Here is a 24956-nt window from a genome sequence, read left to right on the forward strand (position 1 = left end):
CAGGCCAAACGCAGACGACGCGGAGTGGGCCGAGCGGCATGGATGCCGCGAGAGCGCTGCCAGGACATGGATGTCCGTTCAGCGCGTGCCCACGGAGCGTCGTCGGAGTGCGGGTACCCGACGAAGTCGGGCCCAACCAGGAGCATAGGACACTTGGTTACTTGGTGTCTTTTCAAGTAACCCGCCGAAGGCGGAACAGTTTGGCCGTTAGGACAAACCCAACCATCAGCGTCACTCCAAATAGTGGAACTGCACACGATACACGTTCAGCTTGCTAACCAGCGCGGCGTACCAGTCAATGACGTGTTGACTGGCCTGACGCCTTCGTCGGAATGCCGCCCAGACCAAGCTCACTCCTACAGGTTTGTGTCCCCAAAGGCATGGCAACCTATCAGGCGGATTTGGCGCCTCGCCACATTTAGGCGACAATGCCCGCCAGTTTTTGGAGCGCCCCATGTCTGATTCCATCGAAAGCCTCGCCGTCGACGCCGTCCTCGACGCGACCGGTCTCAATTGCCCGGAACCTGTAATGATGCTGCACCAGAAGGTACGCGACCTGCCGGCGGGCGGTTTGCTGAAGGTCATCGCCACCGACCCTTCGACCGAGCGGGACATTCCCAAGTTCTGTGTTTTTCTGGACCATGAACTGGTTGATAAGCAGGCCGCCGATGGCGTGTACCTGTACTGGATTCGCAAAAAACAGGGCTGAGTCTTCCCGCTCCTGGCTGCGGCGTTGCACCGCGCTGGCCCGCCCGCGTGCGAGCGCCTACACTGCCGCGACTCCAGGGAGCCCATCATGCGCATAGTTGCTGACGAAAACATTCCACTGCTCGACGCCTTCTTTTCCGGCATAGGCGAGATTCGCCGATACCCCGGACGTACCCTCGACCGGGCAGCCGTGGCCGACGCCGATATCCTGCTCGTGCGGTCGGTGACCAAGGTTACCCGCGAGCTGCTGGAGGGCACACCGGTCCGTTTCGTCGGCACCTGCACCATCGGCACCGATCATCTCGATCTGGACTATTTCAACGACGCGGGTATTCAGTGGTCCAGCGCACCGGGTTGCAACGCCCGAGGCGTGGTGGACTATGTGCTCGGCAGTCTGTTGACCCTCGCGGAAATCGAAGGCGCTGACCTCACTCAACGCACCTATGGCGTTGTCGGGGCGGGGCAGGTCGGCGGCCGCCTGATCAAGGTGTTGCGCGGGCTGGGCTGGAATGTGCTGGTCTGTGACCCGCCACGACAGGCGCAGGAGGGCGGCGATTACGTCAGCCTCGACGAGATCGTCGCTCGCTGCGACGTCATCAGCCTGCACACGCCGCTGAACAAAACGGGCGACCTGCCGACCTGGCATCTGTTCGACCGCGCCCGTCTGCTGGATCTCAAGCAGGGTGCCTGGCTGATCAACGCGGCCCGTGGGCCCATCGTGGATAACTCGGCGTTGCGTGACGTGCTGCTCGAGCGCGAAGACCTGCAGGCGGTGCTGGATGTCTGGGAGCAGGAGCCGTTGGTGGACGTCGAGCTGGCCGAGTTGTGTGTCATCGGCACCCCGCACATCGCCGGTTACAGCCTTGACGGCCGCCAGCGCGGCACTGCCCAGATTTATCAGGCGTTGTGCGCGCACCTGGGGCAGTCGCCGAGTATCAGTCTCGACGATTTGCTGCCCAAGCCCTGGCTTGCTCACGTGACACTCGATGCCGCCACCGATCCCGCATGGGCTCTGAACATGCTTTGCCGGGGAGTCTACGATCCCCGCCGCGACGATGCGGACTTGCGTCGCAGCCTGGTCGGTGATTCCGCCAGCCAGCGGCTGGCCTTCGATGCGCTGCGCAAACACTACCCGCCGCGTCGGGAAATCGACAGTTTGAACGTAAGCATCAACGGCCAATCCGACGTCTTGCGCAGGATGGTGGCGGCGCTGGGTGCCGTGTGCGTCAGTGACTGATCACTCCGTGTATTGTTTGATGTAGGACCACAAGGTCTCGGCGAGGCGAGGAGGCGTCTGCTGCCAGAACGTTCTCATGCGGGCCAAGGCCGCGTACGCTTCCTGCCAGGCCTCTTGGCGATCCTGCTCGCCGGTGATCGGCGCGTGGACTAATGCGGTGAAGCTGGCGAAGCTGCAAGGCACAGGGTATTGCTCGCTGCGCACGATACGGTGAGTCTGTTCCTGCACGGAGACGACCGTTCCTTCGTCGTCGGTAAATGCGTGTGGCGTCAGGGTGGTGATTTGGTCGCATCGGCTGCTGCACAGCATTTTGCGGTTTCTCAGCTCGCCAAAGCCTCGTTCGTACATGCTGATCGTTGAGCCGCTGACCCTCATGCACGCTGTTTCAAAGGCATTCAGGATCACCTCCGCGTTATCGATGCTGGTTTCGATGGTCGCAATGTCGACAAAACGCTCGAGCGTACCTTTCTCCAGCGCATCGAGCGCTCGCTTGATGGTGGACAGATGCACGAAGTCCTTCTTGCAGCCGATCAGGTGAACATCAAACTGGTAATCGGCCAGTTCGTCGCCTGAAATGACGTTGGCGAAGGCGCGGGTATCCAGCGCCGTTTCCATGATGATGTTGAACTTGTTCTTGTGCGCGTGGCTGAAGATACGACTGCACAGCTCCCAGATGAAGGTTTCGGTGTGCTTGTAACGGCTGGTCACGTCCTGGTCGGCGAACTCGGCATAACGCGGGTGCAGCTCACGAAAGCTCTCCAGGTAAAGGCGCACATAGTTGCTGTAACGCGGGTCCTTGAGCAGGGTGTTGTTCAGCATGTAGGTTTTGCCGGAGCCCTGAACGCCTGCCACGACGAGGATTTTTGGGGACGGCAGACCGTCCTCTCCAATGTCTCGTTTAACGCCGAACAAGGTGGTTTCCAGCGTGCGGTAAACGGAGTCGAGTTCTGCGCAGGTGTAGCTGTAATGAGTAGCGGACATCGTGATGTTTCCTGGATTGTCTGGATTTGAAGGGCCGGACGTAATCGCAGGAAGTGAATGACCGCAATGGGGAGTCGGTGGGGCATGTGTTGCGGAATGTTTTTTCTCCCGCATAAAAAACCCGGCATCGAGGCCGGGTTTGAATTCAGTAGGCTCATCAGTCTTGTTTTTCAGGCTTGACCCAGTACTTTTCGCATTCCTGACATGCGGCCTGAACCATCTCTTCAGTAATCAGGATTTCCTGCCCGTTTTCGTCGAAGATCGCACCGCCCAGTTGTGCCTGGGGTTGGGGGCGAACGACGGGTTCGTGATTGCTGCTGTTCTGCAAGCTCATGGCCTGTCTCCTTCATCAGGTTGTGCGCTTCAATTTACCCACGCTCGATGACTGCGCCATGACATCCCTGGGCGCTTCAAACGTTCAATCAGTCCACCAGATGACGGCGAAAACCGCCACTCTCTCGTTAGACCGATCCGCTCTAAACCCCCGCGCTTGTGTTCATAACGCAGCCCCACACCGCGTGGATACCTTTACCCAGACTGGCGTCTGTCGGTTCAGTTCAGCAAAAGTCGACGAGCGTACATCGGGGTGCCGGTGTAGGCTCTGCGCTTGAATCGTCTATCAGGTGCATCCCATGGCTTCAGTGTTTTCCGGGCGTCAGCGCCATGCCATTCGTCTGGCTTGGCGGATGATCGCGCCGTACCGCAAGCAGGCCATCGGTGCACTGGCGGCACTGATCGTGACCGCAGGGATTACCCTGTCGATGGGGCAAGGCATTCGCCTCATGGTCGATCAGGGGTTCATGACGCGCTCGCCGACCCTGCTCAACGAGACCATTGCCCTGTTCATGGTGCTGGTGCTGGCGCTGGCGGTCGGTACGTTCACCCGGTTTTATCTGGTGTCATGGATCGGGGAGCGTGTGGTGGCCGATCTGCGCAAGCAGGTGTTCGACCACTTGGTGAGCCTGCATCCCGGATTTTACGAGAACAACCGCAGCTCGGAAATCCAGTCCCGTCTCACCGCGGACACCACTCTGCTGCAATCGGTGATCGGATCGTCGCTGTCGATGTTTCTGCGCAATGCGCTGATGGTGATCGGCGGGGTCATTCTGCTGTTTTTCACCAACCCCAAGCTGACCAGCATCGTGGTCATCGCGCTGCCGCTGGTGATCGCGCCGATCCTTATATTCGGGCGGCGCGTGCGCAGTCTGTCCCGTGAGAGTCAGGACCGGGTGGCGGATGTCGGCAGTTATGTTTCCGAAGCGCTTGGTCAGATCAAAACCGTGCAGGCGTACAACCATCAGGAACAGGATCGCCAGCGCTTCGCACAAACCGCCGAGGACGCATTCGACACCGCTCGCAAGCGTATCTTGCAGCGCTCCTGGTTGATTACCCTGGTGATCGTGCTGGTGCTCGGCGCCGTGGGTGTGATGCTGTGGGTCGGCGGGATGGATGTCATTGCCGGGCGAATTTCTGGCGGCGAGCTGGCGGCGTTCGTGTTCTACAGCCTGATCGTCGGCAGCGCATTCGGCACGCTCAGCGAGGTGATTGGCGAGATGCAACGGGCGGCGGGTGCGGCTGAACGCATCACCGAGTTGTTGCAGGCGCGCAGTGAAATCACGCCACCGGCCAAACATCTGCTGACGTTACCGGAACGGGTCAGCGGCCGATTGGCCCTGGAACGTATCAGCTTCGCGTACCCGTCACGGCCCGAACGCAATGCGGTCGAGGGCTTGAGCCTGACGGTCGAGGCAGGGGAGACGCTGGCGCTGGTGGGGCCATCGGGTGCGGGCAAGTCAACGCTGTTCGATCTGCTGCTGCGCTTCTACGATCCGCAGCAGGGGCAAATCCTCATCGAAGGTTTGCCTGCTGAGCGCCTCGACCCTCTGGACCTGCGTCGCTGCTTTGCCTGGGTATCGCAAACCCCGGCGCTGTTCTTCGGCAGCGTCGAAGACAATATTCGCTACGGCAACCCCGTCGCCAGCGTCGAGCAGGTCGAAGCCGCTGCACGCATCGCTCACGCCCACGAGTTCATTCAATTGCTCCCTCAGGGGTATCAAACGCATTTGGGCGACGGCGGGATGGGACTGTCGGGCGGCCAGCGTCAGCGTCTGGCGATCGCTCGCGCCTTGCTGGCCGATGCGCCGATTCTGTTGCTCGACGAAGCCACCAGCGCGCTGGATGCGCAGAGTGAACATCTGATCCAGCAGGCATTACCGACGCTGATGAAGGGCCGAACCACGCTGGTGATCGCCCACCGGTTGGCGACGGTGCAGAATGCTGACCGGATCGCCGTCATGGATCAGGGGAAACTGGTGGCGGTGGGCACGCATCGTGAGCTGATCGCCAGCAATCCGCTGTACGCGCGACTGGCGGCGTTGCAATTCAACACGGGAACGCAGGAGGTGGCGGTAGAGATGAAAACGGCGCCTTGAGCGCCGTTTTGTGAATCATCAGTCTTTGCGGTATTCGCAGAGGTAAGCGGTCTCTTCCAGGACCTGCAGCTTGAATTTGCTGTTGGCCGGGACGCGGAACTGATCGTTGGTCTTGAAGTGTTCCCAGTCGTTGCTGTTGGGCAACAGGACTTTCAGCGAACCAGAGACGACGTGCATGATTTCGCGATCAGCAGTGCCGAACTCGTATTCGCCTTTTGACATGACGCCGATAGTGGCCGCGCCCTCGGTTTGCTGGAAGGCGATGGACTTGACGGTGCCGTTGAAATACTCGTTGACCTTGAGCATGGCTGATCTCCTTGGAAAGGGGCTGGAAAAGGTTGGACAGTATGCCCAACGTACAAAAGGCCGTCATCCGCTTTGAGAAATGCGTCACGGTCAGCCGGGAATGACCAATGGAAGCAGCCGGGCGGTGTTGCGCGCGTCGGTCAGGGCACGGTGCTGCTGCCCGTTAAAATGCATGCCTGCCAGTTGCAACGCGGTGTTGAGGCCACAGGGTTTCTGCAGTTGGCGTGCCTGGGCGAAGCGCTGCTTCAGGTTGATGTGGGCCAGACCGCTAAGCTCGCTGGTGAGCTGGTGCTGCTGCCATTGCACTTCAAATTGCTGGCGGTCGTAGTCACCCCAACTGACCCAGCCGAGCAGGCGGGTGCGGTGATGGCTCAGCCAGCGCTCGAACTGCGGCCAGACAGCGGTGAACAGTGGCGCGCTGTCGATCTGCGCCTGTTGTATGTGCGTCAGCTCACGACAGAACGAGGTGAGCATCGGTCTGCGCGCGGGCCTGACAAAGCGCTCGAAGTGGTCCACTTCGCGTCCGTCCGAGTTGACCACGCAGGCGCCGATCTCAATGATTTCCATCTCTGCCACCGGCCATCCACCCTCTTCGGTGGTGGCCTCCAGATCTATCACCAACCAATGTGGCATCTCGAACTCCAGTTTCTTAACCTGTGGCACCGTCATGGAGCGTAGTCATATTCGGTTGATCGCGTCCAACGGCTGAACACGCCCCTGACTGATGCATGGGACTCGAATGAGGGACGATGGTTTGCCGCAGCGCTGCTTTTTATCGTGCAGGCTGAGCGGAGCCTCGGAGAAGCGCTTGCCTGGCTGACGGGCTCGGCATAAATTGCGGCGCGACAATGACTCAAAGATTCGGGTTGTGAATAAAGCGGTTCTGACGTCGTTTGACCGTTGTCTAATTGTTCGCAAGCGCATAGCTTACGTACTCCGATTCGCCAGAGGTGCTTTGTCTTGATGTCTACGCCAGTGCGGATGGTTGTTAAAACGCTGCTGTTGGCAACCACGACGCTGTGGGCCTGGCAAGCGGGTGCGGCACAGGTGGTGCGCATTGGCGCGGCGCACTTTCCGCCGTACACGATTCGCCCTGAGCGCGGTGAAGACACAGGCTTGCTGCCACAGATGATCAGTGCGCTGAATGCCATGCAGAGCGACTACCGGTTTGAAATGGTCCCGACCTCGATTCCCCGTCGTTTCCGGGATTTCCAGCAGGCTCGCTTTGACATGGCAATCTTCGAGAACCCCGCTTGGGGCTGGAAGGACATTCCTCACCAGGATGTCGACATGGGGCTGGAGGACGCCGAAATTTTCGTCGCCCATCGCGCCCAGGGTCGCTCGCAACATTATTTCGATGACCTGCATGGCAAGCGCCTGGCGCTGTTCAGCGGGTATCACTATGCCTTCGCCCATTTCAATGCCGACCCCAGGTTCCTGGCAGAGAATTACAACGCCACCTTGACCTACTCCCACGACAGCAACTTGCTCATGGTGCTACGGGACCGGGCAGACATTGCGTTGGTCACCCGTTCCTATCTGAGTACGTTTCTGTCCAGCAATCCCGCCGACGCCGATCAGTTTCTGGTGTCGGACCGAGTGGACCAGGTCTACCGGCACTTCGCGCTGTTGAGGCCCAACGCGCCGATTACCGGGGAGAAGTTCGGTGAATTGCTGAAGCAACTGCGTGAGAGCGGGCAGATGTTCAAGATCTTCCAGCCCTTTCGGATTGCCGTGACGCCGCAGCCAAGCCATCGAGCCATTGCGCTGGATGAAAGTGACAGTCGGGATTGAAAGCGCAAGGCGGGCGGTGAGTGTCCACCGCCCCATGGTGTCAGCGGTCGCGTGCTTCCTTGGCATCCATTTCAGCATTGCGCTCGTGGACGCGCTTGAGTTGTTCTTCGGTCAGGGGCAGTTTTTTCGCTGAGTCCTTGAGCATCAGCAAACCACCGACGATCGAGCCGATTGCAATAACCAGAATTAACCAGGCGTACCAGGGCATGAGGCTCTCTCCTTCTTGTGATACCGCTTTGAGCAACGGCGCTGCCCAGTGGTTCAATTGTAGGAGACGCCCGGTCTGAGCGGATAGGCCAAGGCACCTTTGCAGGCGCCGGGTTGCCGACGCCTGCACGGTGTCATGGGTGCGTCAGACCCCGGTCAGCATCGAGTCGGCCGGCGCCGCTGAGCGTGCGTTTGCGGTCAGGCCGAAATAGATGAAGCCCACCGCCATGAACGCCAGAAAGATCAGGCCGATCAGGGCATTGAACCAGGCCATGGCAATCAGGCAGACCACCGCGAGCACCAATGCGATGCCGGGCACGATCGGATAACCCGGAGCGCGGAAGGTGCGCTCCAGCAGAGGTTCGGTCTTGCGCAGCTTGAACAGGCTCAACATGCTCATGATGTACATGACGATGGCGCCGAACACCGCCATGGTGATCATCGCGGCGGTGAGGGTCATGCCGCTGAGGTTGATCAGGCCGTCGCTGTAGATCGCTGCGATGCCGATCAGCCCGCCCGCGATGATCGCGCGGTGCGGGGTCTGGAAACGCGACAGTTTGGCCAGCGATGCAGGGAGGTAGCCGGCGCGGGCGAGGGCGAAGAACTGCCGCGAATAGCCCAGGATGATGCCGTGGAAACTGGCCACCAGCCCGAAGAGGCCGATCCACACCAGCATGTGCAGCCAGCCCGAGCTTTCGCCGACGACGGCTTTCATCGCTTGAGGCAATGGGTCGTTGATGTTCGACAGGGCTTTCCAGTCACCGACGCCGCCTGCGAAGAACATCACGCCCATCGCCAGCAATACCAGGGTGATGATGCCGCTGATGTAGGCCTTGGGAATCGTGCGCTTGGGGTCCTTGGCTTCTTCGGCCGCCATGGCCGCACCTTCGATGGCGAGGAAGAACCATATGGCGAACGGGATCGCGGCGAACATCCCGGCAATTGCGGGCGCGCCGAAGGTGTCTGAGCCGGCCCAGCCGTTGAGTGCGAAGTGACTGAAGCTGAACGCCGGGGCAACCACACCCATGAACACCAGCAGTTCCAGCACCGCGAGGACGCAGACCACCAACTCGAAGGTTGCGGCCAGCTTCACCCCCAGAATGTTAAGGGTCATGAACACGATGTACGCGCCCACGGCCGCATGTTTCGGGTCCAGCGCCGGGAACTGCACGTTGAGGTAAGCGCCGATCGCCAAGGCAATGGCGGGCGGGGCGAAGACGAATTCGATCAGTGTGGCGAGCCCTGCGATGAGTCCGCCTTTCTCGCCGAACGCCCGGCGACTGTAAGCGAATGGACCGCCTGCATGAGGGATCGCGGTGGTCAGCTCGGTGAAGCTGAAGATAAAACAGGTGTACATCGCCGCGACCATCAGTGACGTCAGCAAGAAGCCCAGCGTTCCGGCCACTCCCCAGCCGTAACTCCAGCCGAAATATTCACCGGAAATCACCAGACCGACGGCGATCCCCCACAAATGCAGTGTGCCCAGCGTGGGCTTCAGTTGCGTATTCATGCGTCACTCCCTGGATTGATTGGATCATCGGGACAGAGCGCGCTGCAGTGGTCGTGCCAGCGGTTGGCAGGTAGGTCGTAATGTTTCGAATAGGGTCGTATACAGGATGCTTGTTCGGCGATTCAGAGCCGATCGTGCCTGATTGGTGCGCAGTGGCAGGTGCCGGGAGACAGAATGTGGCACGGCGCAGGCGAGCGTCCCTGTGGGAGCGCGTTCATTGGCGAACGATTTTCCAGACGACGAGTTCATGGCGACCGAATTGGCCCATCGCGACTGAATTCGCTCCCACAGGTGTAATCCGTGCTCTGCCCGAGCACCATTTACCGATCGCCGGGTCCCGTCCCGCGGGATGATCAGCTACAATGCGCGCCGATTTCGACTTGCCAGAGAACCCGCTCATGTCCGCCTGCCAGACCCCTATCATCGTCGCCCTGGATTTTCCGACCCGCGAAGCCGCGTTGAAACTGGCTGATCAGCTCGACCCCAAGCTGTGTCGGGTCAAAGTGGGCAAGGAGCTGTTCACCAGCAGTGCGTCGGGCATTGTCGAAACCTTGAACAGCAAGGGCTTCGAGGTGTTTCTGGACCTCAAATTCCATGACATCCCCAACACCACGGCGATGGCGGTCAAGGCCGCTGCCGAGATGGGCGTGTGGATGGTCAACGTGCACTGCTCCGGCGGCCTGCGCATGATGGCCGCCTGTCGTGATGTGCTCGATCAGCGCAGCGGGCCGAAACCGTTGCTGATCGGTGTGACCGTGCTGACCAGCATGGAACGTGAAGACCTGGCGGCGATCGGTCTGGACATCGAGCCGCAAGAGCAGGTGTTACGTCTGGCGGCGCTGGCCGAGAAAGCAGGCATGGACGGGCTGGTGTGCTCGGCGCTGGAAGCCCAGGCCTTGAAAACCGCGCACCCGTCGTTGCAACTGGTGACGCCGGGCATTCGTCCCGCTGGCAGCGCGCAGGATGACCAGCGCCGCATTCTGACGCCGCGTCAGGCCCTGGATGCCGGTTCTGATTACCTGGTCATCGGCCGCCCGATCAGCCAGGCGGCCGATCCGGCGAAAGCGCTGGCGGCCGTGGTTGCAGAGCTGGCGTAAACGCTCCACTTGCGTCCTGTAGGAGCCGGCTTGCTGGCGAACGCCGCGGGCCAACCACCACTGATGTATGGTTTCTGACGCATTCGCCAGCAAGCCGGCTCCTACAGGTTTTTTGTTTAGCCAGTAAAAAGTGCCATAGACCTGAATAGCGTAATGCGCACTTCGCTTTGTTGATCGTTCCCACGCTCCGCGTGGTAACGCAGCGACTGACGCTCTGCGTCAACGTGGGCGCGGAGCGTCTTGGCAGGCATTCCCACGCAGAGCGTTGGAACGATCCCACAGGTTTTGTGTTCAGCCAGTGACACGTTTGTGAGATGCCTAGTACCCGATCCGCTTCAAGATTGAATCCATGCTTTCTTTCGACGGCCGTCCGTAGAACTTCAACAGTTCCGACGCCCGGTTGGTGAAGAAACCATCGACACCGCGCTGGCTGATGGCCTTGAAGTCCACCGCGTCATCCACGGTGTACGGATGAATGATCAGGCCACGATCGTGGGCCATCTTGTTCATCCACGGTTGCACCAGATCCATGTAGCTCTGGTCGCCACCGTTTTTCAAAGCGGACGCAGGGCCGGTGCCGATCGCGCCGTGTGCTTTTGCCCAGTCCATCCACGCCGCGAATTCTTCCTTGGACTTCACTTGCTGAGTCGCATAGAAGCTGGCTTTGTCTTTGGCGCCGGAGTCTTTGAAGGTCTTGTCGGATGCCGCCTGGATAGAGCCGTCGCCCAGCCACAGCAACAGGATTTTCGGCGTGTTCGGCATGGCCTTCTGCAGCAGCTCCAGGCTCGGTTTTTCGAACGTTTGCAAAATCACCCGGCCGGGCATGTGCGCCACGTTCACATGGCCTTTTTCCGCCGCGGGGCGCTGACTCAGCCAGCCGCGTTGTTCCAGTTTCTTCTTCAGGTCTTCTTCGATGCCGGGAAACTGCGCCGGCACTTTGGTTTCGATGTACAGGCCGGGTTTGTTCTTGCCGCCTTCGGCAATGTCGATCACCTCGTCCAGCGTCAGAATTTTCAGCCCTGCGTAGCTTGCGCGTGCGCGGTCAGGGTGTGCCTTGTTGAACCAAGAGCCTGCATCCAGGCGCTTGATCTCCTCCAGGGTGAAGGTGCTCAAGGGGTCTTTTACCCGATTCGGATAGACCTCTGCGATATTAGTGGTGCGCTCAAGGGTGTCGTCGTGCAGGGCGATCAGCACGCCGTCCTTGGTGCGCTGGATGTCCATTTCCAGGTAATCGGCACCCAGTTCACGGGCGAGGGTGTAGGACGGGATTGTCTCTTCCGGCGCATTGAACGAAGCACCGCGATGCGCAATGACCGCAGGCCAGGGTACGCCGATCTTGGCGGCAAGCGCCTTGCCGGGCTCGTTAGCGGCCATGGCAAACCCTGACGACAACATGACACCGGCCAGCGCGGCGGTGCCCAACGTTCTGGAAATTCCTTTGAGCATGGTGATGACGTTCCTTTTGTGCATGATTCATTCATGAAGCGGTGCAAACCACCGCAGCGCGTACCGGCGTATTTGCCGCTACTGTTATCCAGGCGCATCACTCAGACCTTAAACAGCAATGTCGGGTGCCGGCAACCGGCGTGTCGCTGCTGGAAACGAGCGGTCGTTGTGAGGTTATGCTCACTCGGCACATAGCCGAACGCAGGGCGTTTGGGCACTATGGCGACGAGTTTCAGGATTTTTCATGACGCTAAATCGTCAGGCGCATGACCGTTTGACTCTGCAGGTGGCTTTTCTCGCATGGAAACAAACACATACGCCGCATTGACTGGATTTGTCGACCTGCTGTTGGACGCCATCTGTGTGGTGGACGTACAAGGTCGGTTCGTCTACGTCAGCGCCGCCTCGGAGCAGATTTTCGGTTACCTTCCGCACGAGCTGATCGGCCTCAAGATGATCGAAATGGTCCATCCCGAGGACCGTGAGCGCACGCTCGCCGCCGCCGGTGAGATCATGTCGGGGCAGCCTAACGTGGGTTTCGAGAACCGCTACGTGCGTAAAGACGGCCGGGTGGTGCACATCATGTGGTCGGCACGCTGGTCGGAGGTCGACCAACTGCGTATCGCCGTCGCCCGGGACATCACTGAACGCAAACGCTCGGAGTCCATGCGAACGGCGCTGTTCCGCATTTCCGAAGCGGCTCATGTGGCCAGTGATCTGCCTGCGCTGTTCAAGGAGATTCACCGCGTCATCGGTGATTTGCTGCCCGCCCGCAATTTTTTTGTCGCGCTGCTCGATAAATACAGCGGATTGCTGAATTTCCCCTACCGCGTCGACGAGCTTGATCCGACCCAAGCGCATCCCATGGCCGATGCACTGGCGACTGAAATCGTCGGAACGGGGCGCACGATGCTGGTGGCCCCTGCCTGCGATCTACGTGGCACCGGCCATGCGGTCCCTGACTACCTGAGGCGGATGCAGGGCAACGATGGCCTGTCCTGGCTCGCGGCGCCGCTGGAGACGCAACACGGCATCATTGGCGCGCTGCTGGTCAAGAGTCACCCTGACTGTCCGCAGTACGGCGAGCGTGACAAGGAACTGCTGCAATTCGTGTCGACCCAGGTCGCGGCCGCCATTGAACGCAAGCAGTTGTACGACCGACTCAAGAGCATGGCCCAGTACGATCAGTTGACTCAACTGCCCAACCGTATGTTGCTGCAAGAGCGCCTGCTTCAATCACTGGAGCGGGCGAAAAACAGTAAAGGGCGTCTGGCTTTGCTCTATCTGGATCTGGACAAATTCAAACAGGTCAACGACACCCTTGGTCACGCCGCAGGTGATCTGCTGCTGCAGGAAGTGGCTCATCGCTTGAAACAGTGCGTGCGCGAAACCGATACCGTGGCGCGCATCGGCGGGGATGAATTCGTGATACTGCTCGACCGGGTCAACAGCGCCGAGGACTCCGGCAAGGTTGCGGAAAAAATCTGCAAGACCCTCAACGTGCCCATGGTCCTCAAAGGCCATGACTGGCAGATCCTGCCCAGCATCGGCATCGCCAACTACCCGGAAAACGCCACTGACCTTGCGCAACTCTTCCGCCATGCCGATGAGGCGATGTATACCGCGAAGAAGTCTGGTGGGAATCGGTTTCAGGGGTGAAAACCGCTCTAACTCGCGCTACTGTCTGTCCCATCGAATTTTCCGGGGCGCAGTGATGATGACGAAGACGGTGCTGGTGTTGGTTGAAAGCGTGAACGAGTACTTGCCGATTCTGGAGGAGAGCGGTTTTCGTTTGATTCTGGCGCCGACGCCTGCGACGCGGGCGGAGGCGGTCGCGACCCGCGGGGATGAAATCGATGCGGTGTTGACGCGCGGACCGTTGGGTTTCAAGGCTGATGAGATCGCGGCGCTGCCCAAGCTGGGCATCATTTGTGTGATCGGGGCGGGTTACGAACAGGTCGATCTGCTGGCCGCCGAAGCGCGCGGCATTACGGTGACCAATGGCGCCGGGGTGAACGCGCCGAGCGTGGCTGATCATGCGATGGCGTTGCTGCTGTCGGTGGTACGCGATATTCCTCAAGCCGATGCATCGGTACGCCGCAGCGAGTGGCGCAAGGTCACGCGGCCGTCGTTTGCGAACAAACGCCTCGGTATTTTGGGCCTGGGTGCAGTGGGGATGGCGATTGCCAAACGGGCGCTGGGCTTTGACATGCAGATCAATTACCACAGCCGTTCGCCGCGCGCGGACGTCGATTTTCACTACTGCGCCACGCCGCTGGCACTGGCCGCCGAGTCCGATTTTCTGATGGTGGCCACGCCGGGCGGCGCCGGAACGCGGCATTTGATCGACAAGGCCGCGATTGAAGCGCTGGGTGCGGACGGTTTTCTGCTGAACATCGCGCGGGCCAGTGTGGTGGACACCGAGGCGTTGATCGACGCCCTGCAGCACGGCCGTCTGGCCGGTGCGGCGCTGGACGTGTTCGACGACGAACCCCAGGTGCCGGATGCGCTGAAAACCCTGAACAACGTCGTGCTGACCCCGCATGTCGCCGGCCTGTCGCCGGAAGCCTCGCGGGGCACGGTGCAGTTAGTTGCCGATAACCTGCTGGCGTTTTATGCCGGCAAACCGGTGCTGACCCCGGTGCATAGCTGAGGCAGCAAGCCCACCGGATTGATTGCGGTTACAACCGATCCCCTCTAACAAAAAAGGAAACCCACATGTCTTCATCGTCTGCCCTGAAAGTCGCGCTGGTCACCGGCGCTGGAAGTGGTATAGGTCGCGCCGTCGCGCTCCAGTTGCTCAAGGACGGCTATGCCGTAGTCCTCGCGGGGCGTCGTCTGGAGCCGTTGGTCGAGCTGGCCGAGCAAGCGAAAGCCTCAGGGCAGCAAGCCTTGGCGGTGTCGACCGACGTGCGTGATGCGGCCAGTGTCGAGGCGTTGTTCGCGCAGATTGAAAGCACGTTCGGTCGCCTGGACGTGTCCTTCAACAACGCCGGCATTGGTGCGCCTGCGGTGCCGATGGACGAGTTGACGGTCGAGCAGTGGAAAAACGTGATCGATACCAACGTTACCGGCATGTTTCTATGTGTGCGTGCAGCGTTCGGTCTGATGCGCCGGCAGGTGCCGCAAGGCGGGCGAATCATCAACAACGGCTCGATCTCGGCGCACACGCCGAGGTTGTTCAGCTCGCCGTATACCTCCAGCAAACACGCAGTGCTGGGCCTGACCAAGAGCACCTCGCTGGACGGTCGTCAGTACAACATCGCCTGCGGACAGATCGACATCGGCAACGCCTTGACTGAAATGACCGATCGCATGACCAAAGGCGTGTTGCAGGCCGATGGCGAGCTGCAGGTGGAACCCACGATGAACGTGCAGCACGTGGCGGACGCGGTCAGCTACATGGCGAGTCTGCCGTTGTCGGCGAACGTGCTGAACATGACCGTGATGGCCAGCAGCATGCCGTTCGTTGGGCGCGGCTGACCAGTTGACGCGAATCTGTAGGCGCGCGCTTGCCCGCGATCTGCCGGGAGCCGGCGGTCAACTCAGGCGCCTTGGTCGGCGGGCAAGTGCGCCTGCAGAAAGACAGCGCTGATACGAGATGCGTTGTTTCGTCCAAAACCCCGTGGGATCTGTCCAACCCGGCCCGTGGTTGTTAGCACACACTGTGGTCATGTCGATCAACCTTCCATCAAGGACATGACCATGAGTGAATTCGTCATTGCACCGGTCGCTACGCCATCGCTGGCCGTGGCGGGCACTTCCAGCCGCTTTCCGATCCGCCGCGTCTTTTGCGTCGGCCGCAACTACTCCGAACATGCCCGCGAAATGGGCCATGACCCTGACCGCGAACCGCCGTTTTTCTTCATGAAGCCTGCGGACGCGGTCGTGCCGGCTGAGGGCAACATTGCTTACCCGCCGCTGACCCAGGACCTGCACCACGAGATCGAACTGGTGGTTGCGATTGGCAAGGACGGCGTGGACATCTCTGCGCAAGACGCCTTGAGTCACGTCTGGGGTTACGGCGTCGGGCTGGACCTGACCCGTCGCGACCTTCAGGCGCAGGCAAAGAAAATGGGGCGTCCGTGGGAATGGGCCAAGGCGTTCGACGCCTCGGCACCCGCCACTGCGCTGCTGCCGGTCAGCAAGATCGGCCACCCGGACACCGGTTCCATCTGGCTGGACGTGAACGGTGAAAGCCGTCAGCGCGGCGATCTGGCCGATCAGATCTGGGCAGTCAGGGACGTGATTGCGTACCTCTCGCAATCGGTGGGCGTCAAAGCCGGTGACTTGATCTACACCGGCACGCCGGCAGGCGTCGGTGCGCTGCAGCGCGGCGATGTGGTGACGGCGGGGATCGAAGGCATTGCCGAGCTGACCGTGACCCTCGTTTGATCCCGACATCGATCATCGTCCGCAGGCACTGAACGCCCTGATAATCCCTTGGTTCGACGGCTGCTGTTGGCCTAACATGCGGCAGATCGAACCAAGTGATTTCAGGTGTTTCCGCGATGGCCAACCCGTCCCGCATCCAGACCTATGGCATGCAACAGCGCAGCGACCGGATGGATTTCTACATCCGTGACAAGTCTGCTCGTCCTGCCCTGACATCACCCCATCGTCACGAATATTTCCAGATCCAGATCAATCTCGGCGGCGACACCGTGCAGCATATCGGCGGCGCTATCCGGCCGTTTCCGCGCAACACCCTCGCGTTCATCCTGCCGCATCGGCTGCATGTGATTCCGCACCCTGAAGACGGCAACTTCGTGCTGATCAATTTCTCTCAGGAATTTTTGCTGCATCACCTGCAATGCGATCCGATGGACCTTGAAGATGTCTCCCTCAACGAGGCACCGGAGCTGGCGCCTTTTCGCTTCCAGGAGCATCTGGATTTCATCCTGCAGGACGCTGATTTCGCGCAAGTGACCGCATTGCTGGAGCAGATGCGCGAAGCGGACCTGTCGCGGCAGCTGGGGTCAGGCTCGATTCTGCGCGGTTACCTGCTGCAACTGATCGGCAAGGTCTGCAACCTGTTCGAGCCTCAGTTGCTCGGGTTGTCGGCCAACAAGGCCGAGCGAAGAGGGCGGCGCGATGCGATGGGCCGGGTGATGGCGTACATCCGCGCGCACATGGCCGATCCGGCCATGAGCCTGACTGACGCTGCAGCCGCAGCCTTCTTGTCGCCGAATTACCTGACCCACCTGCTGCGCAAAGAGACGGGCAGTACGTTCTCGGAACTGGTGCTGGAGCGGCGCATGCGCCTTGCGCGCACGCACCTGATGAACAGCGACAAACCCTTGAGCCATATCGCCCAGATCTGTGGATTCGCCGATGAAGCGTACTTTTCCCGGCGTTTCCGCAAGGCCCACGGCGTCCCGCCGGGGCAGTTCCGGCGGGAGCAGGCGGCCAGGCGTTAAACCAGGCCGGTCGTGTAATACACGCCAATCACGAAGAACGCCGCCAGCACCTTGAAGATCGTCATGCCGAAAATGTCCGTGTAGGCCTCGCGGTGGGTCAGGCCGGTGACGGCCAGCAACGTGATCACGGCGCCGTTGTGCGGCAGGGTGTCCATGCCACCCGCTGCCATCGACGCGACCCGGTGCATCACTTCCATCGGGATGTGCGCGGCATTCGCAGCGGCAATAAAGGTGTCGGACATCGCCGCCAGCGCGATGCTCATCCCGCCCGAGGACGAACCGGTGATCCCCGCCAGGATGTTGATCGTGATCGCCTGATTGATCAGGGGGTTGGGAATCGCCTTCAGGCCGTCGACCACCACCAGAAACCCCGGCAACGCTGCGATCACCGCGCCGAACCCGTATTCCGAGGCGGTGTTCAGCGTTGCCAGCATCGCCCCGCCCACGGCCGTCTTGCTGCCATCGGCCAGTTTGCTGGCGACGGTGCGGAAGGAGAACACCAGCACCGTGATGATGCCCACCAGCAGCGCGGCCTGTACCGCCCAGATGGCGGTCAGCTTGGCCACGTCCGTCTGAATCGGCGCCTTCAGCCCTGGCAGGTGAATGCCGTAGGAGCCGCCGTACCAGCCCGGAATCCATTTCGTGAACAGCAGGTTCATCACCCCGACCAGCACCAGCGGCAACAGGGCGATCAACGGGTTTGGCAAGGCTATCTCTTCAGGCGTTTCCGGCTCGTTGCGCAGGTTGGTGCCGTAGCCTTCGCCTGCGCGCGCGGCTTTGCGGCGCTGATGCTCCAGGTACAGCATGCCGCACACCAAAACGAACAGCGAACCCAGCAGGCCGAGCCACGGCGCGGCCCAGGAATTAGTGCCGAAGAAGGTGGTCGGGATGATGTTCTGGATCTGCGGCGTGCCCGGCATCGCGTCCATGGTGAAGGTAAACGCGCCCAGCGCGATGGTCGCAGGCATTAGCCGTTTTGGGATATTGCCCTGACGGAACATTTCGGCGGCAAACGGGTAGACCGCGAACACCACCACAAACAGCGAGACCCCGCCGTAGGTCAGCAACGCGCAGACCAGCACGATCACCAGAATCACCTGACTGCTCCCCAGCAGGCCGATGACCGATTTGACGATGGCACGGGAAAACCCCGACAGCTCGATCAACTTGCCGAACACCGCGCCCAGCAGGAACACTGGAAAGTACAGCTTGATGAAGCCGACCATCTTGTCCATGAACAGGTCGCTGAACACCGGCGCCACGGCGGTGGGGTCGGTCAGCAATACGGCGCCCAGGGCAGCCAGTGGCGCAAAAATGATGACGCTGTAACCCCGATATGCAGCCAGCATCAGAACGCACAACGCCAGAACGGCGATGACAACACTCATGAGGACATCCTTTCGAAGCGGTACGGCGAGCCCTCCCCGGACCCGTATAGGGTTCGGCGAGGGCTCGCAGTCGGTTGATTGTTTTTATTGTCGGACGCGCGTTTTACCGCTCGCCCTGTCCCGCAAAGAACGCGATTTTTTACTGGGCGGCGCCGGCGTACGGCACGTCCTTGTGGCCGTAGCGACGCACGCGGATGTTGGCTTGCTCGCCATGCCCGGCGAAGCCTTCCAGGGCGCACAGGCGCGAACAGTACTCACCGATCATCGAGGAGGCTTCGTCGGTGGTGACCTTCTGGTAGGTGCAGGTCTTGATGAATTTGCCGACCCACAGACCCCCGGTGTACCGCGCCGCTTTTTTGGTCGGCAGGGTGTGGTTGGTGCCGATCACCTTGTCGCCGAACGAAACGTTGGTGCGTGGACCAAGGAACAGCGCGCCGAAGTTGCGCATGTGCTTCAGGAAATAGTCCGGGTCTTCGGTCATCACCTGCACGTGCTCGAAGGCCAGGTCGTTGGCGATGGCCAGCATCTCCTCATCGTCCTCGGCGACGATCACTTCACCGAAGCTTTCCCAGGCGCGGCGCGCGATGTCGGCGGTCGGCAGGATCTGCAGCAGGCGCTCGATTTCGGCCATGGTTTCGCGGGCCAGTTTTTCCGACGTGGTCAGGAGAATGGCCGGAGAGTCCGGGCCGTGTTCGGCCTGGCCCAACAGGTCGGTGGCGCACAGCTCGCCGTCAACGCTTTCATCGGCGATCACCAGTGTCTCGGTCGGCCCGGCAAACAGGTCGATGCCCACACGGCCGAACAACTGGCGCTTGGCTTCGGCGACAAAGGCGTTGCCCGGACCAACCAGCATGTCCACCTGAGCGATGGATTTAGTGCCCAGCGCCATGGCGCCGATCGCCTGAATGCCGCCCAGACAATAGATTTCGTTGGCGCCCGCCATGTGCTGCGCGGCGACAATCGCCGGTGCCGGTTTGCCCAGGAACGGCGGGGCGCAGGTAATGATGCGTGGAACGCCCGCGACCTTGGCGGTGATCACCGACATGTGCGCCGAGGCCAGCAGCGGGTATTTGCCACCAGGGACGTAGCAGCCCGCAGCGTTCACCGGGATGTGCTTGTGGCCCAGGATCACGCCCGGGAGGGTTTCCACCTCGACGTCGACCATGGAGTTGCGTTGATGCTGGGCGAAGTTGCGCACTTGGGTTTGCGCGAATTCGATGTCCTTGAGGTCGCGGTCGCTGAGTTGATTCATGCAGGCCTGGATCTCGGCGTCGCTGAGGCGGTAGTCCTCACGGTCCATCTTGTCGAAGCGAATCGCCAGCTCACGAACGGCAACATCGCCACGGGCCTCGATGTCGGCCAACAGGTTTTCGACGGTGTCGCGCACTTCACGGGCAGCGGTTTTGATGACTTCTGCTTCGGCGCCTTGTTTGAGCCACTTAGCCACGGTGTTCTCCTGCGAGGTTGTTTTTATTGAGTGAGGAAGGTTTGCATACGTATGCAATTTAACCGATGGTAATGGATGATGGGCAGATTGCAAACCCCCTCGGCGCAAGTGGGGCGAATTTCATGTGCGGGCTGTGGGAGAACTGATTGGCAGGTATGATCATTTTTTTTCGGCGGTTAAGGCGATATGTCAGAGAACATGGAGCGAGGGCGGCGCCCGGTCACGGCCCACGATGTGGCCCGGCTGGCGGGGGTTTCCCAGTCAGCGGTCTCACGCACGTTTACCAAAGGCGCCAGCGTTTCCCCCGACACCCGGCGCAAGGTGGAGGAGGCTGCGGCCAGCCTGGGTTACCGACCCAATCTGGTGGCGCGCTCGCTGATCACGCGGCGCTCCAACTTGATTGGCGTGGCCATTCCTGGCATGGCCAACCCGTTTTACGCGCGAGTGCTGGAATCGCTGTCGGCGGCGTTCGAGCAACTTGGCTACCGCATCCTGCTGTTCTCCATGGCCAACAACGAAGACTCCGACCCGGTGCTGGAAGAAATCCTGCGGTATCAGGTGGACGGTCTGGTGCTGGTGTCCGCCAGCCTGTCTTCACGTTTCGCCGAAGAATGCCGAACCATCGGCTTGCCGGTGGTGTTGTTCAACCGCACCAACGGCAGCACCTCGGTGTCCAGCGTGACCAGCGACAACATCACCGGCAGCCGCACCATCGCGCGCTTCCTGCTGGCAGGCGGGCATGAGCGGCTGGCGTTCGTTGCCGGCAAGCAAAGCTCGTCCACCAACCGTGACCGCGAAGCGGGTTTCAACGCGTACCTGCAAGAGCAGGGCAGGCCGCTGCCACTGCGCGAAGTCGGCGATTACACCTTCGACGGCGCCATCACCGCGACCCGACGCTTGCTGGCACAGGATGCGCCGCCAGACGCCATCTTTTGCGCCAACGACCTGATGGCGTTGGCCGCGATCAACGTCTGCCACGAGCTGCGCATGCAGCCGGGCAGGGACGTGTCCATCGTCGGCTTCGATGACTTGCCGCAAGGGCAATGGCCCATCTTCGGTCTGACGACGTTCGAGCAGCCTTTGGCTGAAATGATCGGTCGCGCGGTGAATATCATTTGTGCCCAACTGGCGGATCCCGGTACATCGGCTATCCAGGAAATCGTGCCGGGCAGAATGATCGTGCGCCAGACCGCAAGGCTGCCCGCGAGCGGGATTGTCGAGGTCGATGGCGAGCGTATCTGGCAGCCTTGATTCGAGGTATCGATCCCGCGCCTGCCTTGTCGCTCAGTCGGTTGAGGCCAGCGCGAGGTTTCGGCTCAATTCGCTGAACAGCGCCGACACCGAGCGCAACGCACGGCAATCCGGACGCGTGAGCAGCCACAGGGCCGTGTCGTAGCCTGCGAGCGGCTCGCCCAGTTGCCGGAGTTCGCCTTCACGCAGCATGAAGTCAGGCAGCGCCGCGACCCCCATCCCGGCGCGTACCAGTTGTGCCACCGCCAGCATCGAACTGCAGCGATACGCCAGGTTCACCCGAGGCCATTGCTGGCGCCGCCAGGTGACGGTGGGGTGGTCCGGTAGAAAATCGTCCGGTGCAATCCAGTGCAGGTCTTCAAGCGGGACAGAGCCCGCGCGCTGCAGGTATTCCTCGCTGGCGCAGACGTGGTACGCCACGGTGCCCAGGCGCGTGCCGACCAGATGCTCCGGCGGCGTGTTGGTCAGACGCAGAGCGATGTCGGCGTCGCGACGGCTCAGGTTGGCGAAGGTGCTGGAGGTGTTCAGTTCCAGTTTCAGGCCCGGATAGGCCGGCATGAAACGGCGTAACGCGGGCAGCAGCAGGCTTTGCATCACCGCTTCGGTACACGTCAGGCGCACCGTTCCGCTGACGATCTGCTGGCCCTGCTCAAGACTGATCTGCGCCAGAGCCAGCGCTTGTTCCGCGCTTTCCGCCTGTTGAGAAAGGGCGAGCGCTGCACTGGTGGGTTGATACCCGGCACGGCTTTTTTCAAACAGCGCGGTGCCGACCGACGCCTCCAGCCGACGCACCGAGCGAAACACCGTCGACACATCTACGTTGAGCTGTTCGGCAGCGCGCGCCAGGGTCCTGCCGCGCACCAGCGCGAGGATCAGGGCGAGGTCGGCGTGGTTGATTCGGTATTGCACGGCTGCATTGATCACTTGCCTGAGCGCCCATGTTGATTGCACGGCGACAAGCTTATAGTCCCGCCCGGACCTATCGCAAAGCGTTTTGATATCAGGGAGCAGGTATGAAGCAGAAGCACGACATCCGCATTGCCTTGGTGGGTGACTATGACGAGAGCGTACCGGCGCATCAGGCGATTCCCGTGGCGCTGGACCGAGTGGCAGGCGAGACCGGCATCGTCGTCGAGTTTCACTGGCTGCCAACGCCCGAGGTGGGTGAGGGTGCCGGGCTTCAAGCGTTTGACGGGATCTGGTGCGTCCCGGCCAGCCCCTATCGCGACATGAAGGGTGCACTCACGGCCATACGTTACGCCCGCGAAAAACAGGTGCCGTTTCTGGGCACGTGTGGCGGTTTCCAGCACGCGTTGCTGGAGTACGCGCGCAATTACCTCGGCTGGTCGGACGCCGAGCACGCCGAGACAGCGCCTGATTCTGCGCGGGCCATCATCACACCGCTCAGTTGTTCGCTGGTCGAGGCGTTCGCGCCGATTCGGCTGCTGGCGGGTTCGCGGATTGCCGAGGCCTATGGCGCACTGCACACCCAAGAGCGTTATCGCTGCCGTTACGGGCTGCGAAAGGCGCTGGAAGCGGAGGTCTTCGCCGGGCCGCTGAAGGTCAGTGGATACGATGAACAGGATGAAGTACGCGCGATGGAACTGCAGGGGCATCCATTTTTTGTCGCCACGCTGTTTCAACCCGAGCGCGCGGCGTTGCAAGGCGACATACCGCCGCTGGTCAGGGCATTTGTGCAGGCGTGTGCTCAACCGGGAGCGGCAACGCGATGATGACCGATATGTTTGCCGTTCCTTACTACGCGGTGATCTTCACCTCGACCCGCACCACCCAAGAGGCCGAAGCTTACGAAGAGGCAGCGCATCGGATGCTCGAACTGGTTCGCGAGCAGCCCGGATTTCTCGGCGTTGAATCGACGCGCGGTGAGGATGGCCTGGGGATCACGGTGTCGTACTGGTCCAGCGAAGGGGCAATCTTGGCGTGGAAGGAAAACCCTGAACACCGAGCGATCCGTGAGCGGGGTCGCTCGACCTGGTACCGGCACTGCACCACGCGGGTCAGCAAGGTCGAGCGCAACTACCGTTATTCCGCCTGAGGCACTACAGCACCAGGGTTCTCGATATGACGTGGCGTCGGTGCGGTGTCGGCGCTGCGTACCAGCAACCACGCCAGCAAGGCGGCGATAAGGGCGATACCAGCACCTACCCAGAGGATGGCCTGGTAACCGCTGCCGAAACTGTGCAACGCCAATGCCTGCAGGTCGATGCCGCTTGACGATGCCAGGGGGCCGCCCGACAGGTCGCCCGCTGCGATGCGGCGGGTCAACGACACCGGATCAATCGCCGAGTCGGCCGGCAAACCGCTCGCCAGCGTCGCCGACACCCGAGAAAACAGAATCGCCCCCAGCGCTGCGAAGCCCACCACAATGCCGGTGAAACGCACCGTTCCTGAAATCCCCGAGGCCATGCCGGCACGTTCTGGCGGGATCACCGACATGCTGACCTTGGCGGTTTCACCATTGAGGATGCCAGCGCCGATACCGGCGATCAGCAGTCCGGCGACCATCGAGGTGTAATCGAAACTCAACGCGTGGGCGCCCAGCCACAGCAGGCCGACGCCGATGGTTGCCAGGCCGAAGGTCAGCAACGCGCGGCCGCTGAAACGGTGGGTCAGGTAGTTGGCGACGATGCGTGGGACCACAAACAACGGCACCGCGATGGGCAGCATCAACAACCCGGCCTTTTGCGGGCTGAGCCCCAGGCCGCTCTGAAAATAAATCGGCAGATACGTGAACATCGTCAGCAACGCCGAGGCGTAGGCCAGCCCCGCGATATTGGCGCCGATGTAGGTCGGACGGCGAAAGAAGCTGAGGTCAAGCATCGGACGATGCTGCTTGAGTTCCACAATGAGAAACAGGGCGAACAGCACGGCCGCGCTGGCGAATTCGATGAGAATCTGCGGGCTGCTCCAGCCTGCGTGGTTACCGGTAATCAACGCCAGCGTGATCAGGAACAGGCTGCCACAGAACGTGATCGAGCCCGGTACATCGATCTTGCGTGCGTGGGGATCGCTGGATTCCTTCACGGCGTACAGCGTCAGGGCAATCATCACGACGCCTATCGGGCCGTTGATGTAGAACACCCATTGCCAGCCGAAATGCTGCGTGATGAAACCGCCCACGACCGGGCCCAGCGAGGTGGCGATGCCGATCACCGAGCCCCAGAACGCAAAAGCCCGCGCCCGATGCGGACCGCGAAACGTGTGCGACAGGGTTGCCAGCGCAGAGCTCAGCAAGATCGCCGCACCGACGCCTTGCAGGGCTCGGGCGCCGTTGAGCAGTGCGACACTGCCCGCTGCACCGCAGAACATCGAGGCCAGGGTGAACACGGCCAGGCCGATCACCAGCATGCGTTTGCGACCATAGCGGTCGGCAAGCGCGCCGGCCGGCATGACGCAGGAGGCGAAGGTCAGCGTGTACGCGCTGATCACCCATTCGATGTCGGCGAAGTCGGCGTGCAGGGACTGCGCGATGGACGACAGCGAGACCGCGACAATGTTGGAGTCCAGGTTGATCATGAACGAGGGGATCGACACGCACAGCAGGATCAGAAACCGCTGCAAGCCTGCGGCAGGAGAAACGTGTTCGGCGTTCATGGCTAGCTCTCGAAGGCAAACGAACAGTGGATTAGAGGTATATGCTCCTATTTCAATTTGCGGGTATATGCCAGTATCGGTCAAGGCTTATTTTCATCAATGGACCGCAGGCGCCGG

General features: G+C 61.1%; 24 protein-coding genes. 13 read left to right on the plus strand and 11 right to left on the minus strand.

Features of this window, described 5'->3' with window-relative positions; translation table 11 throughout:
• Window positions 1–454 precede the first annotated feature (454 nt).
• Entirely contained in the window at window positions 455–709 is a 255-nt protein-coding gene (gene tusA, locus BLS87_RS29700; RefSeq protein ID WP_074758427.1) for a sulfurtransferase TusA, read from the plus strand.
• 87 nt (window positions 710–796) lie between these two features.
• Entirely contained in the window at window positions 797–1945 is a 1149-nt protein-coding gene (pdxB, locus tag BLS87_RS29705; protein ID WP_074758429.1) for a 4-phosphoerythronate dehydrogenase PdxB, read from the plus strand.
• Here pdxB and BLS87_RS29710 read toward each other — a convergent pair whose 3' ends face one another.
• A complete protein-coding gene (locus BLS87_RS29710; protein WP_074758431.1) occupies window positions 1946–2926 on the minus strand; it encodes a zeta toxin family protein in 981 nt (326 codons plus the stop codon).
• A 157-nt stretch (window positions 2927–3083) separates the two neighbouring features.
• Window positions 3084–3260, minus strand: coding sequence for a PA1571 family protein (locus tag BLS87_RS34315; RefSeq protein ID WP_167362122.1), 177 nt, complete (start codon window positions 3258–3260; stop codon window positions 3084–3086).
• A gap of 298 nt (window positions 3261–3558) precedes the next feature.
• On the opposite strand from BLS87_RS34315, the gene BLS87_RS29715 reads away from it, so the two are divergent.
• Window positions 3559–5358, plus strand: a complete 1800-nt coding sequence (locus tag BLS87_RS29715; RefSeq protein WP_074758433.1) for an ABC transporter transmembrane domain-containing protein — start codon at window positions 3559–3561, stop codon at window positions 5356–5358.
• 18 nt (window positions 5359–5376) lie between these two features.
• Here the strand turns inward: BLS87_RS29715 and ppnP are convergent, their stop codons facing one another.
• Entirely contained in the window at window positions 5377–5664 is a 288-nt protein-coding gene (gene ppnP, locus BLS87_RS29720; protein WP_074758435.1) for a pyrimidine/purine nucleoside phosphorylase, read from the minus strand.
• Window positions 5665–5754: 90 nt separating this feature from the next.
• Entirely contained in the window at window positions 5755–6297 is a 543-nt protein-coding gene (locus BLS87_RS29725; RefSeq protein WP_074758534.1) for a 3'-5' exonuclease, read from the minus strand.
• A gap of 330 nt (window positions 6298–6627) precedes the next feature.
• On the opposite strand from BLS87_RS29725, the gene BLS87_RS29730 reads away from it, so the two are divergent.
• On the plus strand, window positions 6628–7458 hold the full coding sequence (locus tag BLS87_RS29730) for a substrate-binding periplasmic protein (RefSeq protein WP_074758437.1): 831 nt from the start codon (window positions 6628–6630) through the stop codon (window positions 7456–7458).
• Window positions 7459–7498: 40 nt separating this feature from the next.
• Here the strand turns inward: BLS87_RS29730 and BLS87_RS29735 are convergent, their stop codons facing one another.
• Both BLS87_RS29735 and eat read right to left on the minus strand, forming a co-directional pair.
• Window positions 7499–7666, minus strand: a complete 168-nt coding sequence (locus BLS87_RS29735; protein WP_074758439.1) for a DUF2897 family protein — start codon at window positions 7664–7666, stop codon at window positions 7499–7501.
• Between the two features lie 144 nt (window positions 7667–7810).
• Entirely contained in the window at window positions 7811–9175 is a 1365-nt protein-coding gene (eat, locus tag BLS87_RS29740) for an ethanolamine permease (RefSeq protein ID WP_074758441.1), read from the minus strand.
• A 398-nt stretch (window positions 9176–9573) separates the two neighbouring features.
• Here eat and pyrF point away from each other — a divergent pair, with 398 nt between their 5' ends.
• Window positions 9574–10272 carry an orotidine-5'-phosphate decarboxylase gene (gene pyrF / locus BLS87_RS29745; protein WP_167362124.1) on the plus strand — a complete coding sequence of 233 codons (699 nt, stop codon included), beginning with the start codon at window positions 9574–9576 and terminating at the stop codon, window positions 10270–10272.
• A 318-nt stretch (window positions 10273–10590) separates the two neighbouring features.
• Here pyrF and BLS87_RS29750 read toward each other — a convergent pair whose 3' ends face one another.
• Complete coding sequence (locus BLS87_RS29750; protein WP_143024515.1) at window positions 10591–11718, minus strand: glycerophosphodiester phosphodiesterase; 1128 nt, start codon at window positions 11716–11718, stop codon at window positions 10591–10593.
• A gap of 300 nt (window positions 11719–12018) precedes the next feature.
• Here BLS87_RS29750 and BLS87_RS29755 point away from each other — a divergent pair, with 300 nt between their 5' ends.
• The 5 genes from BLS87_RS29755 to BLS87_RS29775 all read left to right on the plus strand — a co-directional run bounded on the left by BLS87_RS29755 (window position 12019) and on the right by BLS87_RS29775 (window position 17138).
• The gene (locus BLS87_RS29755) at window positions 12019–13377 is read left to right on the plus strand and encodes a GGDEF domain-containing protein (protein WP_074758447.1); all 1359 of its coding nucleotides are present in this window, start codon (window positions 12019–12021) and stop codon (window positions 13375–13377) included.
• Between the two features lie 58 nt (window positions 13378–13435).
• Window positions 13436–14371: a 2-hydroxyacid dehydrogenase gene (locus BLS87_RS29760; protein ID WP_074758536.1), complete on the plus strand. Its 936-nt coding sequence runs from the start codon at window positions 13436–13438 to the stop codon at window positions 14369–14371.
• Between the two features lie 65 nt (window positions 14372–14436).
• A complete protein-coding gene (locus BLS87_RS29765) occupies window positions 14437–15201 on the plus strand; it encodes an SDR family oxidoreductase (RefSeq protein ID WP_074758449.1) in 765 nt (254 codons plus the stop codon).
• Between the two features lie 222 nt (window positions 15202–15423).
• Window positions 15424–16113, plus strand: a complete 690-nt coding sequence (locus tag BLS87_RS29770) for a fumarylacetoacetate hydrolase family protein (RefSeq protein WP_074758451.1) — start codon at window positions 15424–15426, stop codon at window positions 16111–16113.
• A 116-nt stretch (window positions 16114–16229) separates the two neighbouring features.
• Window positions 16230–17138 (plus strand): helix-turn-helix transcriptional regulator, encoded by a 909-nt coding sequence (locus BLS87_RS29775; RefSeq protein WP_074758454.1) that lies wholly within the window; start codon window positions 16230–16232, stop codon window positions 17136–17138.
• Here BLS87_RS29775 and BLS87_RS29780 read toward each other — a convergent pair.
• Window positions 17135–18526, minus strand: coding sequence for a GntP family permease (locus BLS87_RS29780; protein WP_074758456.1), 1392 nt, complete (start codon window positions 18524–18526; stop codon window positions 17135–17137). The two genes, BLS87_RS29775 and BLS87_RS29780, sit on opposite strands and share 4 nt — an antisense overlap.
• Window positions 18527–18665: 139 nt before the next feature.
• The gene (hisD, locus tag BLS87_RS29785; RefSeq protein ID WP_074758458.1) at window positions 18666–19973 is read right to left on the minus strand and encodes a histidinol dehydrogenase; all 1308 of its coding nucleotides are present in this window, start codon (window positions 19971–19973) and stop codon (window positions 18666–18668) included.
• Between the two features lie 186 nt (window positions 19974–20159).
• Here hisD and BLS87_RS29790 point away from each other — a divergent pair, with 186 nt between their 5' ends.
• On the plus strand, window positions 20160–21224 hold the full coding sequence (locus tag BLS87_RS29790) for a LacI family DNA-binding transcriptional regulator (protein WP_083370793.1): 1065 nt from the start codon (window positions 20160–20162) through the stop codon (window positions 21222–21224).
• A 33-nt stretch (window positions 21225–21257) separates the two neighbouring features.
• Here BLS87_RS29790 and BLS87_RS29795 read toward each other — a convergent pair whose 3' ends face one another.
• Complete coding sequence (locus tag BLS87_RS29795) at window positions 21258–22148, minus strand: LysR family transcriptional regulator (protein WP_341845442.1); 891 nt, start codon at window positions 22146–22148, stop codon at window positions 21258–21260.
• 89 nt (window positions 22149–22237) lie between these two features.
• Between BLS87_RS29795 and BLS87_RS29800 the strand changes: the two genes are divergently transcribed.
• Window positions 22238–22957: a CTP synthase C-terminal region-related (seleno)protein gene (locus tag BLS87_RS29800; protein ID WP_074758464.1), complete on the plus strand. Its 720-nt coding sequence runs from the start codon at window positions 22238–22240 to the stop codon at window positions 22955–22957.
• Window positions 22954–23280, plus strand: a complete 327-nt coding sequence (locus tag BLS87_RS29805) for an antibiotic biosynthesis monooxygenase family protein (protein WP_074758466.1) — start codon at window positions 22954–22956, stop codon at window positions 23278–23280. The genes BLS87_RS29800 and BLS87_RS29805 overlap by 4 nt, the downstream gene beginning before the upstream one ends.
• On the opposite strand, the gene BLS87_RS29810 is transcribed toward BLS87_RS29805, so the two are convergent.
• Window positions 23268–24839, minus strand: a complete 1572-nt coding sequence (locus BLS87_RS29810) for an MFS transporter (RefSeq protein WP_074758468.1) — start codon at window positions 24837–24839, stop codon at window positions 23268–23270. The two genes, BLS87_RS29805 and BLS87_RS29810, sit on opposite strands and share 13 nt — an antisense overlap.
• Between the last annotated feature and the right edge of the window lie 117 nt (window positions 24840–24956).

Origin of the sequence: Pseudomonas abietaniphila (assembly GCF_900100795.1) — a bacterium.
GTDB classification, from domain to species: domain Bacteria; phylum Pseudomonadota; class Gammaproteobacteria; order Pseudomonadales; family Pseudomonadaceae; genus Aquipseudomonas; species Aquipseudomonas abietaniphila.